At 62.1% G+C, this 12,740-nt stretch carries 12 protein-coding genes; 4 read left to right on the forward strand and 8 right to left on the reverse strand.

Annotated elements, in window-relative coordinates:
• The first annotated feature begins 48 nt into the window (after positions 1–48).
• The 4 genes from ppx to ABI660_RS00250 all read left to right on the forward strand — a co-directional run bounded on the left by ppx (position 49) and on the right by ABI660_RS00250 (position 4,192).
• The gene (gene ppx / locus ABI660_RS00235; protein ID WP_348063753.1) at positions 49–1,545 is read left to right on the forward strand and encodes an exopolyphosphatase; all 1,497 of its coding nucleotides are present in this window, start codon (positions 49–51) and stop codon (positions 1,543–1,545) included.
• Between the two features lie 246 nt (positions 1,546–1,791).
• On the forward strand, positions 1,792–2,625 hold the full coding sequence (locus ABI660_RS00240; protein WP_348063755.1) for an acyl-CoA desaturase: 834 nt from the start codon (positions 1,792–1,794) through the stop codon (positions 2,623–2,625).
• A 392-nt stretch (positions 2,626–3,017) separates the two neighbouring features.
• Positions 3,018–3,182 (forward strand): hypothetical protein, encoded by a 165-nt coding sequence (locus tag ABI660_RS00245; RefSeq protein ID WP_348063757.1) that lies wholly within the window; start codon positions 3,018–3,020, stop codon positions 3,180–3,182.
• The gene (locus ABI660_RS00250) at positions 3,179–4,192 is read left to right on the forward strand and encodes an SRPBCC domain-containing protein (RefSeq protein WP_348063759.1); all 1,014 of its coding nucleotides are present in this window, start codon (positions 3,179–3,181) and stop codon (positions 4,190–4,192) included. The genes ABI660_RS00245 and ABI660_RS00250 overlap by 4 nt, the downstream gene beginning before the upstream one ends.
• 32 nt (positions 4,193–4,224) lie before the next feature.
• On the opposite strand, the gene ABI660_RS00255 is transcribed toward ABI660_RS00250, so the two are convergent.
• The 8 genes from ABI660_RS00255 to ABI660_RS00290 all read right to left on the reverse strand — a co-directional run bounded on the left by ABI660_RS00255 (position 4,225) and on the right by ABI660_RS00290 (position 12,725).
• Positions 4,225–4,695, reverse strand: a complete 471-nt coding sequence (locus tag ABI660_RS00255) for a histidine phosphatase family protein (protein ID WP_348063761.1) — start codon at positions 4,693–4,695, stop codon at positions 4,225–4,227.
• Between the two features lies 1 nt (position 4,696).
• On the reverse strand, positions 4,697–6,802 hold the full coding sequence (gene ppk1 / locus ABI660_RS00260; protein WP_348063763.1) for a polyphosphate kinase 1: 2,106 nt from the start codon (positions 6,800–6,802) through the stop codon (positions 4,697–4,699).
• An 89-nt stretch (positions 6,803–6,891) separates the two neighbouring features.
• Complete coding sequence (locus ABI660_RS00265) at positions 6,892–7,959, reverse strand: glycosyltransferase family 1 protein (protein ID WP_348063765.1); 1,068 nt, start codon at positions 7,957–7,959, stop codon at positions 6,892–6,894.
• On the reverse strand, positions 7,956–8,819 hold the full coding sequence (locus tag ABI660_RS00270) for a UDP-2,3-diacylglucosamine diphosphatase (RefSeq protein WP_348063767.1): 864 nt from the start codon (positions 8,817–8,819) through the stop codon (positions 7,956–7,958). Before ABI660_RS00270 ends, ABI660_RS00265 begins: the two co-directional genes overlap by 4 nt.
• Positions 8,819–9,661 (reverse strand): GNAT family N-acyltransferase, encoded by an 843-nt coding sequence (locus tag ABI660_RS00275; RefSeq protein WP_348063769.1) that lies wholly within the window; start codon positions 9,659–9,661, stop codon positions 8,819–8,821. Before ABI660_RS00275 ends, ABI660_RS00270 begins: the two co-directional genes overlap by 1 nt.
• 82 nt (positions 9,662–9,743) lie before the next feature.
• Positions 9,744–11,693, reverse strand: a complete 1,950-nt coding sequence (locus ABI660_RS00280; RefSeq protein ID WP_348063771.1) for a PhoX family phosphatase — start codon at positions 11,691–11,693, stop codon at positions 9,744–9,746.
• Between the two features lie 232 nt (positions 11,694–11,925).
• Entirely contained in the window at positions 11,926–12,156 is a 231-nt protein-coding gene (locus tag ABI660_RS00285) for a hypothetical protein (protein ID WP_348063773.1), read from the reverse strand.
• A 146-nt stretch (positions 12,157–12,302) separates the two neighbouring features.
• A complete protein-coding gene (locus tag ABI660_RS00290; RefSeq protein ID WP_348063775.1) occupies positions 12,303–12,725 on the reverse strand; it encodes a DUF1801 domain-containing protein in 423 nt (140 codons plus the stop codon).
• Positions 12,726–12,740 lie beyond the last annotated feature (15 nt).

The raw sequence follows: 12,740 nt of genomic DNA on the forward strand, positions 1-12,740 counted from the left end.
ACCTGACGCGCGAATGCTATGCTGAGCTTTCCTCTCAGACGCTCACACATGCAAAATGGAACCCGCCTGGCTGCCGTGGACCTTGGGTCCAACAGCTATCGCCTCGAAATAGGCCGCCTCGACCACGGCCAGATCCACCGTACCGAATACCTCAAGGAAACCGTGCGCCAGGGCAACGGCCTGGACGCCGAGCGAAACCTCACACCGGAGGCCATGCAACGCGGCTGGGACTGCCTGGCACGTTTTGGCGAACGCCTGGCCGGGTTCAAAAAAGGGGAGGTGCGCGCCGTCGCCACCCAGACGCTGCGCGAAGCCCGCAACCGCGACGTTTTCCTGCAGCGCGCCCACAAGGTGCTTGGGTTTCCCATTGATGTGATCTCCGGCCGCGAAGAAGCCCGCCTGATCTACCAGGGCGTGGCGCATCTGCTGCCTCAGTCTGACGAGCGGCGTCTGGTGGTTGACATCGGCGGCAGGTCCACCGAGATGATTCTGGGCAAGGACTTGGAAGCCAAAACCATGGAGTCCTACCGGGTGGGCAGCGTGGGCTGGTCGATGAAGTATTTTCCCGACGGCCAGTTCAGCGCCCGCGCTTTCCAGACCGCCGAAGTGGCCGCCAAGGCCGTGCTGGACGAAGCCATCAATACCTACCGCAATGACAGCTGGGATGTGGCTTACGGCTCCTCGGGCACAGTGGGTGCCGTCAGCGACGTTCTGCTTGCCGCCGGCTGGCCGCGGGGGCTGGTCACGCGCGACGGACTGGACTGGCTGCTGGACCGCCTGCTCAAGGCCCAGAGCGCAGAGCGGCTCAAACTCGACGGCATGAAGGAAGACCGGCGCGCGGTGATTGGTGGTGGCGTCAGCGTGTTGCGCGCGGTTTTCGAACTGATGGGCATCGTGCAGATGCAGACCGCCCAGGGAGCCCTGCGCCATGGTGTTTTGTATGACCTGCTGGACCGCGAAGGAGAAGCGACCGACCTGCGCTCGACCACGGTGCAGCGGCTGGCCCGCAAGTTCGATGTCGAGGCCACGCAGGCCCAGCGTGTCAGCAAAGTCGCCCAGACCCTTTTTGCGCAAGTCGGCAGCGGCCTCTCGCCGGCGGAGCTGGGGCGGATACAGCGCAAGCTTGATTGGGCCGCCCAGTTGCATGAAATCGGCAGCCACATCTCGCACAGCGACTATCACAAGCATGGCGCCTACATCCTGGACAACGCCGACGCGCCTGGCTTCTCCCTGCCGGAATTGCATCGCCTGAGCCTGCTGGTACTGGGCCACCGCGGCAAGCTGCGCAAGCTCGAGGCCGATTTCGAAGACGAAATTTTTGTGCAGCAGCTGCTCTGCCTGCGCCTGGCCGTGATCCTGTGCCATGCCCGCCGCGAGCCTGACACCAGAGACCTGCGGATCAGCGAAAACGCCGGCGGCCACCAGTTCCTGCTCGGTTGTCGCCCTGGCTGGGCCGACGCCTTTCCCCAGTCAGCACACCTGCTGCGCGAAGAAGCGCTGGCCTGGCAGAAAACGCCTTGGACCGTGATCGTCACCAGTCCCTGAAGTGCAAGGTTTGGCGTGTGATGCTGGACGAACTCAAGCTGGTCCGCCCAGCCTGGAGGGCGGAAGTACCATGGCCGCCAAAGCCAACATTGGGTTACCATCCGCCAGCCAAAGCACCGGGACTCACCAATGAACTCAGCCCCCCTTGACCCCTACCGAGTCAACTCACTCATTCTGGATCCGCAGGTGGACCCGGTAGCCGGCGTCGTTCGCTGGGCTCCGGAACGCTCGCTTTGGAACGGCTTCATGTTGATCGGCGCCTTGGTGCTCGGCTCGATGTACTTCAGCTGGAGTGCGGTTGCGGTGTTTCTGGCATTGACTGCAGTCACGCTGTGTACAGGCCACTCGGTCGGTTTTCATCGGCGCTTGGTCCACAGGAGCTTCAAATGTCCGAAGTGGCTTGAACGAACACTCGTATGGTCGGGCGCAATTGTCGGGATGGGCGGCCCATTGTGGACCATTCGCACACACGACACCCGCGATTGGGCGCAACGGCAGCCGCAATGCCACGACTTTCTTGCGCATCGGCATGGACTTTTGAAAGACGGTTGGTGGAACCTGCATTGCCGGCTGATATTTGACAATCCGCCCGGCTTCGATCCTGGTCCGGGTATTGGTGATGATCCTTTCTACCGGTTTCTCGAACGTACCTGGATGCTGCACCAGATTCCCATTGGGCTCGCACTGTATCTGGTCGGCGGCATGCCGTGGGTCGCATGGGGCGTGTTTGTGCGCGTGGCGTCCTGCACCACCATGCACTGGTTTATTTCTTACTTTGCGCACACGCACGGACCGCAAAGCTGGCTTGTCGACAACGCAGGCGTGCAGGCGCACGATGTCCCCATCGCTGCAATTCCCACCATGGGAGAGAGTTGGCACAACAATCATCATGCTTTTCCCGCTTCCGCCAGACACGGGCTTTATCCCGGGCAAGCCGATCCAGGATACCGTTTTATCCAACTGCTGGAAGTCCTGGGACTAGCCTGGGACGTACAAACGCCTGCCAATCTGCCGCCTCGCCCGGGCATCACGGCAGTAAGCGCCGATGCGGTGAAGATGCTGCATGCCCTCAAACCATGAACAACGCAGAATCACCGACTGTTCGCGAGGCGCAAGCCCAGTTCTACCTGGAAAATCAACTCCCTCGCGACAGCGCCAGCACGTCGCGGTATTGGACAATGGGGTTCGCTGGAATGTCGCTCCCGATGCCCAACTTTGCGTGGCGCCGCAAGGCACTGCCCATGCACGACTTGCATCATCTGCTGACCGGTTATCCATGCTCCCCGGCTGGCGAGTTCGAGATGGCTGCGTGGGAGTTTGCGGCAGGGCGATACCGGAACCTGTTTGCGACTGCCTTCTGCCTCCCGCTTGTGGGAATAGGCGGCATTGTCTGCCCCCGACGCACATTCAACGCTTTTATACGGGGCAGAGCGAGTCGCACCTTGTATGCACAAGGCGAGCCAGGGATTGCCGTGCTTGACGCTCCACTGGATGACCTGAGAGCCACGCTTTTACCCGCCTCTGCCCCACGGCCGCGGCTTTACGACGGCTTCGCCTATGCCGGCCTGGTACTCATCTCCCTCGCGTGGACGCTGGCCCCACTTGCAGCGGTGTGCGGCTGGATCCTGTTCCTGTGACTGAGGCCCCGCCCGACGCAGGCCCGCTGCGCGTTCTGCCCTATTCACGCTGGTGGCCGCTTGCTGCCGGTGTGCTTGCAGGATTGCTTTTACGCCTGGTCTTTTCAGGCAAACCCGGCAACGCCTATGCGGCGATGATGGGTTCCTTCATCTATCTTTCACCTGTCGTCGTCGGCGCCGTCACGGTCTATGTGGCCGAAAAGGCAAGCCGGCGCAGCTGGGCCTACTACTTCTGGGCCCCCTTCGTCGCTAACATCTTCTTCGTGCTGGGCACTTTGCTGATCATGGTCGAAGGGCTGATCTGCGCGGTAGTGATCATTCCGATGTTTGCGCTCGTCGGCTCCATTGGCGGCCTCACCATGGGACTGGTCTGCCGCGCGACCAACTGGCCCAGGCCCACGCTCTACGGGCTCTGGGCGCTACCACTGATTCTCGGAGCGGTAGAGACCCACATCCCCGTGCCGCAACGCGAACACGCCGTGGAGCAAACGATGTTGATCCAGGCTACGCCAGAGCGGATATGGCAGGAAATTCACGATGCCCGCGCGATCCAGCCCGGTGAAGTGGACGCTGCATGGTTTTTCCGAATAGGCGTTCCGCTGCCGCATGCAGGAATTTCACAAACATCGCCATCGGACAACATCCGCGTGATCACCATGGGCAAGGACATCCATTTCGAACAGGTTGTCACCGATTGGCAGGAGAACCGCCATGTCCGCTGGACCCATCGTTATGCGGCGGACTCGTTTCCCAAATATGCACTTGACGACCATGTGGTCCTGGGTGGGCACTACTTCGACATCACCAGTACAGCCTATAGCCTCACGCCACGGGGTAACGCAACCGAGCTGCATGTCCGCATGGACTACCGCGTAAGCACGCCTTTCAACTGGTATGCTGATCCAGTCTCGAAATTTCTGTTAACCAACTTCGAGAGCGTCCTGCTCCGGTTCTACCAGCATCGGAGCGAGGTAAGTCACCCCATGCAGCAAACCGGCAAGAATCGTTGACCCGGCTCTTGCTCTGCTTGACATTGCGGCCGTTAGAGCACTTCGGGCGACTGCACGGTGACCACCACGGTCTGCAGGCTGCCCTCGCGTTCGCGGGTACGCAGCCACCAGAGTGCCCCTTTTTTCACGGGGCAATCGGTTTCCTGCAGGCCCAGCAATTGTGCAATCGTTTGCCCGAGGGTGGGCTGGTGGCCTATCACCAGGATGGGCAGCTTGTTCACCGGCCATTGAACCAGTTCCAGCAGTTGCGATGGCGGCGCGTCGGGGCCAAGCTCTGCGCGGACCTTGTACTTTCTCCCCAGGGCCAGGGCCGTCTGCTCGCAGCGGCGCGCCGGACTCACGAGAATGCGCGCCCGCTCCGGCAACTGGCGGTCCAGCCAGCCGGCCATGCGGGCCGCCTGCTTTTCGCCGCGCGAAGTCAGTGAACGTTCAAGGTCACTGACATCGTGCACGTCGGCCGGCAACTCTTCGGCTTCCGCATGGCGCCAAAGGATCAGGTCCATCTCAGAGCTCCATCACTGCAGCGGCTGCCGAATAACGTGCCATCAACGCTGCCTGCGCGCCATGCTGCTCCTCCTGCCCGGCCGCTGCAACCCGTAAATAACTACCGTCGGGCTGCAGGTCCCAGGCGTCCTGGCTGTCATGCAGGTAGGCCACCAGGCATTCGTCGATGATGCGCTGGCGCAGCACAGGGTCGGTCACTGACCAGGCCAGTTCCACCCGCCGCAGCATGTTGCGGTTCATCCAGTCGGCGCTGGAAAGGTAAAGCGTTTCCTCCCCCTCGCAGCGGAAATAAAACACGCGTGAGTGTTCCAGGAAGCGGCCAATCACCGAGCGCACCCGGATGTTGTCCGTCACCCCGGGTACCCCGGCGGGCAGCATGCAGGCGCCGCGCACCACCAGGTCAATTTTCACGCCGCTCTGCCCTGCCCTGACCAGGGCCAGCATCAGGCCTTCGTCGGTCAGCGCATTCATCTTGGCAACGATGCGCGTTTCCTTCCCCCGCGCGGCCGCTTCGGCCAACTGGTCGACTCTTTCAATCAGCTTGCGGTGCAACTGGAACGGTGCCACCAGCAGGCGGTTCAGCTTGGGCAATTTGCTCTGGCTGGCCAGGTGCACAAAAACATTGTCGATGTCCGCGGTCAGGTCCGCATCGGCGGTGAGGTAACTCACGTCGGTGTACAGGCGCGCGGTGGTCGGGTTGTAGTTGCCGGTGGACAGGTGGGCATAACGCACCAGTTCCCGGCCCTCACGCCGCGTCACCAGCAGCATCTTGGCGTGGGTCTTCAGGCCCACCACGCCATAGACCACCTGCGCGCCGATGGACTCCAGCATCTCGGCCCAGTTGATGTTGGCTTCCTCGTCAAAGCGGGCCTTGAGCTCCAGCACCACCGTGACTTCCTTGCCGCGCCGTACTGCCTCGCGCAGCAGCACCATGAGCTCGGAATCCGGGCCGGTGCGGTAGATCGTCTGGCGGATGGCCAGCACCTGCGGGTCGTTCACCGCCTCGCGCAGGAAATCGAGCACGCCGTCAAAACTCTCGAAAGGCTGGTGGATGGACACGTCCCCCTGCTTGAGGCGATCAAAAAATGACTGTCCCGGCACCAGTTGCGTCGGGTAGCAGGCCTTGTATGGCGGAAAAAGCAGCTTCGGGTCATTGACCAGGTCCACCAGCTGATTCAGGCGCACCAGGTTGACCGGGCCATGTACGCGGTACAACGCTTCTGTCGGCAGGCTGAACTGGCCGAGCAGGAAATCCGACAGGTGTTTGGAGCAGCCCGCCGACACCTCTAGGCGAACCGCCTGCCCGTAGTGGCGCTGCTCCAGGCCCAGGCGCAGCGCGGTGCGCAGGTTTTTCACATCGTCTTCGTCCACCGCCAGGTCGGAATGGCGCGTCACGCGGAATTGTGAAAACTCCCCCACCTCGCGCCCCGGGAACAGGTCGGTGAGATGCGCCCGGATGATGCTGGACAGGGAAACAAACAAGGACTTCTTCTGCGAGCCCTTGCTGTCGGGCATATGAATCACCCGCGGCAGAACCCGGGGCACCTTGACGATCGCGATATCGTTCTGGCGTCCAAAGGCGTCCTTGCCACCCAGCCGGACGATGAAATTCAGCGACTTATTGGCCACCTGGGGGAAAGGATGGGAAGGGTCCAGCCCGACGGGAATAAGCAGCGGGCGAACTTCGCGTTCGAAATAGGCCTTGGCCCAGCGGCGCTGCGCCGCATCCCGGTCGCCGTGCGAAACAATCCGTATGCCGTGCTTGGCAAACTCGGGCATCAGCTCGTCGTTGTACAGCGCATACTGGCGCGCCACCATGTCGTGCGCGGCTGCCGACAGCGCCGTGAACGACTCTGCGGAGTAAGGTTCCTTCTGCTCCCGGTTCATCGCCGCCGTCAGGTGCAAGGCCGCGCGCACTTCAAAAAACTCGTCTAGGTTCGAAGAAACAATACACAGAAACCGCAGCCGCTCCAGCAACGGCACATCGGGCCGCTTGGCCCAGTCCAGCACCCGCTCATTGAAGGCCAGGATGCTGTGGTCCCGATCCAGGAACTGGACCAGGGGCGTGGCGAACGGTGACGGCGGCAAGGCGGATGGATTGGACATGCGGAATCTTTATTTTTATTGTCATTGATCTGACTTGTCAGTGTGCGCAGGTTTGATGACAAATGCGTGACAACACCATGACAACCATTTCATGCGTGGGCCTGTGCGGCCACCAGCGTGCTGTCGGCCGTCCTGCGTACCGGCACCAGATGCCTCTCAAACAGCTGCGCCGCGTGCAGCCAGCTGAAATCCAGCGCGCGGGCGCGGGCTTCGTGGCGCGGCACCGCCATCGCGCTGTAACAGGCGTGTTTCAAGTCTTCGTGCATCACACCGCCGTGGCAACTTCCGTCGGGCTTGCCCAGCACCTCCAGCGGACCATCCACCGGGTAGGCTGCCACCGGCGTCCCGCTGGCCATGGCCTCCAGCATCACCAGCCCAAAAGTTTCGGACCGACTGGGGAAAACAAACACATCGGCAGCTGCATACACCCTGGCCAGCTCGTCCCGCGGCAGCACACCCAGCCAGCGCGCCTGGGGGTAACGCTCCTTGAGCGAAGCTTCCAGCGGCCCGACACCGCAAATCACCTTGGTGCCTGGAATGTCCAGCGCCAGGAAAGCCTCGATGTTCTTCTCGTACGACACCCGGCCCACAAACAGCGACACCGGCCGCACCAACGTTCCCATGCGGGGATAAAGCCGCGCCTCGGGCTGGAATGAAAACAGCTGGGTGTCCACACCATGCGTCCAGCTGCGCAGCTTGTGAAAACCGCGCTGCTCCAGCATGCGCAACACGCCCTGTGTGGGAACCAGAACGCCGGACGAAGCCTTGTGGAAATGGCGGAAAAGCGCGTAGCCCCAGGACAGAGGAATCTTCAGCGCGGCATGCAGGATCTCCGGAAACTTGGTATGAAAAGCGGTGGTAAAACGCAGCCCCCGTTTCAGGCAATAGCTGCGTGCCGCCCAGCCGAGCGGGCCTTCAGTGGCAATGTGGATGGCTTCCGGCTCAAACGCATCCAGCTTGCCGGCCAGCAGGGCTTTCGGTCGCACGGCCAGGTCAATGCCGGCATAACCCGGGCAAGGGCGCGTCTTGAACAGGCCCGGGTGGATCACCTCCACATGGTGCCCCAGTGCTTCCAGCTCACGAACCAGTTCCACCAGGGTGGTGACCACGCCATTGACCTGCGGCTGCCAGGCGTCGGTAACAAGTGCGATCTTCATGCGGCCACCGTGGCAGTTGCATGGTCGCGGCCGCGGGTTTCATGGGTCGGTGCCCAGTGCAGCAGCGCCAGTGTGCCGTCGTAGTGCTCGACCAGCGCGGTGCGGCTTTCGACCCAGTCGCCATCGTTGCAGTAAAGCACACCGTCGATGTCTCGCATCTCGGCCCGGTGGATGTGGCCGCAAACCACGCCCTGGTGGCCGCGCCGGCGCGCCTCGCTGGCGACAGCCACTTCAAAGTCGGTGACATAGTTCAGTGCGCTCTTGACCTTGTGCTTGAGGTAGGCCGAGAGCGACCAGTAAGGCAGGCCCATCCGCGCGCGCAGGCTGTTCAGGTGGCGGTTGAGCTTGAGCGTGAATTCATAGAGGTTGTCGCCCACGTAGGCCAGCCATTTGGCGCACTGCACGACGGCGTCAAAGTAGTCGCCGTGAACAATCCACAGGTGGCGGCCATCGACTGTGGTGTGCACGGCTTCCTCGACCACTTCAATGCCGCCGAACTGGTGGCCTATAAATTCACGCGCAAACTCATCATGGTTGCCCGGCACATAGACCACACGGCAGCCCTTGCGCGCGCGGCGCAGCAACTTTTGCACCACGTCGTTATGCGACTGCGGCCAATACCATTTGCGCCGCAGTTGCCAGCCGTCCACGATGTCGCCCACCAGGTAGAGATAGTCGCTCGGGTGCGCCTTGAGGAAGTCCAGCAGCGCCGTGGCCTGGCACCCGGGCGTCCCCAGGTGCAGGTCAGAAATGAAGATGCTGCGGTAACGCTTGCGCAGCTCGACGTCGTCAAGCTCATCGCCCTCGTCCGGCACGTGGCCCTGGTTCAAGGGCCCGAGTTTGTCAAACAGCGTGCGCATCAGTCCCCCTTGCCGGAAAAGTGCTTGCGGTAACGCGGCGGCAAATCGGCGATGCGCATCATCATGGGCAGGTCGGCCGAATTGAAATCAGGATCCCAGGCCGGCGCCCCCAGCACCTTGGCGCCCAGGCGCAGGTAGCCCTTGATCAGCGCCGGTGGCTCAACCTCCAGCGAATCGTCGAGCTGTTCGACCGGCAGCGGCAGGCGCGGTGTGACGTGGTATTCAATCGGCGCCAGATGCGTCTGCCGAACCTGCCGCCAGATGCTGGCCGCTGCCTGCCCCATGGAGGCGCCGCTGTGATGCATCGGGATGCTTGCGCAGCCGATCATGGTATCGAGCTGGTTGCGTGCCATGAACTCAGCCAGCGCACCCCACAGCGCGAGGATCACGCCGCCATGGCGGTGATCAGCATGCACACAGCTGCGGCCCAGCTCGACCATGCGTGGCCGCAGAAATCGCAGGCGTGTCAGGTCGAACTCGGTGTCGCTGTAGGTGCTGCCCACGCGTTTGGCCTGAGTCGGTGTGAGCACGCGATAGGTACCAATGACCTCCTGGCTGGCGTCGTCGCGCACCAGCAGGTGCTCGCAGAAGTCGTCAAACAGGTCAATGTCATGGCCAGGCAAGGTGTTGGGCAGGGTCGCGCCCATCTCGAGTGCGAAAACCTGGTATCTCAGACGCTGCGCCTGCCGGACCTCATCCTGGTGCCTGGCCCAGCTGACCTGGATTTTCCCCAGGGCAGGCCTTTGAACAGCGGCACCGACAGCATGAGAGCTTTGATGAAGTGACCCCCGTGGCATGGCGACTGGCGACAATGCAAAGGTGGGGTTGGGCAGTTCTTTCATGATGGACTCCTGGTTGTCTTTCGCCAATGACGGGCGACTCTCAAACGCCGAAAAAAAGCCCCGTCGCCGGGGCTGTCGATAGTCATGTCCCGACGATGCCGCCATCCTTGCGGCGGATCACCACAGTGGCCGAACGCGGCCGGCCGCCCGTGGGGCCGTCGGGCCAGCTGCTCACGGCTTTCGGCTGGGTCGGGTCGCTGCGTTCACTGGCGGTTTCACCCGGGTGTTGGATGTTGATGAAAATCGCGCGGCGGTCCGGGGTGAAGCTCACCCCGGTGATCTCGCAACCCGCCGGGCCGGTCAGGAAACGTTTCGTCTCGCCGGTCACCGGGTCGGCACACAACATCATGTTGTTGCCCATGCCTTTGTAGGCACCCTGGTGCATAGCCGAGGTTGAAATGTCGGTCTGTATCCAGAGCAGGCCGCCGGCATCGAACTGCAGGCCGTCGGGGCTGCCGTACATGTCGCCCTTGATGGTGCCGCGGTATTCGGCCTTGTCGGCATTCGGGTCGCCTGCCAGCGCAAAATGCATCCAGCGGAATTCGGTGGCGCTGGCGTCGCCGTCCAGGCGGTTCGCGAACGCACCCTGCCCCTTGCCTTCGCGCCAGCGGATGATGTGGCCCATGATGTTGTCATTGCGCGGGTTGGCTGCGCCGACCAGACGGCCGTCTTTACCGCGGTTGCTGTTGTTGGTCAGCGTGACAAACACCTCGCCGGTGTTGGGGTGCACCGCCACCCATTCGGGGCGGTCCATTTTGGTGGCCCCCACGAGGTCGGCGGCCTGGCGGCACCTGATCACCACATCGGCCTGGCTGGAAAATCCATTGGCGACAGTGAGACCATCTTCGCCATGCACCAGCGGCAGCCAGCGGCCGTAGCCCTGCTCGTCAAAACGCGTCACATACAGCGTGCCGTGGTCCAGAATGTTCTTGTTGGCACGGTAGCCACCCGGCTTGACCCTGTCACGGCTGACAAACTTGTAGATGTATTCAAACCGCTCGTCGTCACCCATGTAGACCACCGCGCGGCCGTCGCGGCTCAGGGTCGTGGTAGCGCCCTCGTGTTTGATGCGGCCCAGTGCCGTGCGCTTGATCGGGGTTTGTGTCGGGTCCTGCGGATCGATCTCGACCACCCAGCCAAAACGATGCGGCTCGTTCGGGTGTTTCACCGCGTCAAAACGCTCGTCAAATTCGTGCCAGCGATAGCCAAAGCCCTTGGCACGCAGGCCGTAACGCGCCTCGTCGGGGTTCGGCTTGTCCTGCGCCGAGAAGTAGCCGTTCCAGTTTTCCTCGCAGGTCAGGAAGGTGCCCCAGGGCGTCTGGCCTGCAGCGCAGTTGTTCAGCGTGCCCAGCGGCCGCATGCCTTCGGGGTCGGCTGCGGTTTTCAGCAGCGCATGCCCTGCCGCCGGGCCGCTGAACTGCATGGGTGTGTTGCTGGTGATGCGGCGCGCATAGCGCGAATTGGGCAGCACACGCCAGACGCCGGCACGTTCCACAACCTCGATCACGCTGACGCCGTGCGCCGCCTGCGACTTGCGCACCTTGTCGGCCGTCCAGGTCTTCATGCCGTCGCTGTGCAGCAGACCGTCGTCGGTGTATTCGTGGTTGATGGCCAGCAGGCCGTGCCGCGGGTTTTTGTCGAGCGGGAAAAACTCCATGCCGTCGTGGTGCATGCCCGACTGCAGCAGTTGCTCCTGCCAGCTGTTCGATGCATCTGCGGTGAAGGCCGGCGCCGCAGCTCCGGCAACGCCTGTCGCGTCGCCCCAACGGTACAGCACCTGAGCCTCATATTCCGACGGCACCACCAACGTGTCGGCACTGGAAACCGGCACGCCGGTAAAACCGAGCGGTTTGCCTTTGGCGAGCGGCGCGGCGCTGGCCGTGAGCGTGTGCGAGCCCATCAGCAGCGCTACCGCCGCCGTCGTGCAGCGCAGCACATGGCGGCGTTCGCTGTCTACTTCGTGAATGAACGGATTGGACGTCGTGTTGACGCCTTCGCCCTGCTCGTAATCCTTACCGAATCCCTGACCCATGAATCACTCTCCATCGTGTTTTTGACTGATGAATGGATTCTGGAAGTCGAGAGTGACGTGTTCATGTCACTTTGATGGCGGTTTGATGACAGCCGGCGGCGCTCACCGATAGCTATTAAATCAGTAGCTGCCTGCGCTTGTTGGATAAGGGCTAGAGGCCGAATCGAGCACTCGATCCGGCATCCACCCACCACGGATAGCGCACCTCCGCGGTTCCCGTTTGCCAGGGCGGCTACCAGAGGGCGGAGTCGCGCAAGCTTTCGATTTGCTCGCGCTCGCGCCCGAGCCGGCGCCGGCGCCACCACTCCAGAAGCACCACGATAGCTGCAGTCACAACAAACGTTTCCCAGAGACTGAGGAGGCGGCCAATAAAGACGGGTGCCACCACCCAGAGCAAAGCGCCCAGCAAGACTGCAAGGACAAAGGTGCCGATAGGCGTGAAGAGCAAGGTTCGAATAGCCACACGCCCATTTTCCACGCAGGAAGCGTCAAATCGTTGGGGAAAACTCTGTTCGTGGCCTGGGCACAACGCCAATGGGCAGATGTATCCAAAAGTTTTTTCAACCAACTTACGCTACGCGTGAATTCTCCATCAGGCAAAGGATTCGACTATCGGGCCGATGCGCTGTTCAGCGCCGCGGCAGCGCTTATGAGCGCCTTCAACGCCTTTTCATCCATCTTGTCGCCTTCATGAAAATCAATGGCGCGCCGGGTGTTGCCTTCGAGGCTGGCGTTGAAAAGGCCTGAAGGGTCTTCCAGCGAGGCGCCTTTGGCGAAAGTCATCTTCACGGCAGTCTTGTACGTCTCACCGGTGCAGATGATTCCGGCGTGCGACCAAACCGGTACCCCTCTCCACTTCAACTCCTCGACCACGTCAGGGACGGCTTGCTTGACGAGCGTTCGGACGCGGGCCAGCGTCTCGCCGCGCCAGTCACCCAGTTCCCTGATTTTTTCGTCTATCAGCTGGGAGGCAGAGGCGCCTTCCTTTTCTTTCGTCACGCCGCTCTTGTTGATGCTCTTGCTCTTGTCCATGTTTGCTGCTCCTTT

This window comes from Polaromonas sp. (assembly GCF_039930745.1).
Classification (GTDB): Bacteria; Pseudomonadota; Gammaproteobacteria; order Burkholderiales; family Burkholderiaceae_C; genus Polaromonas.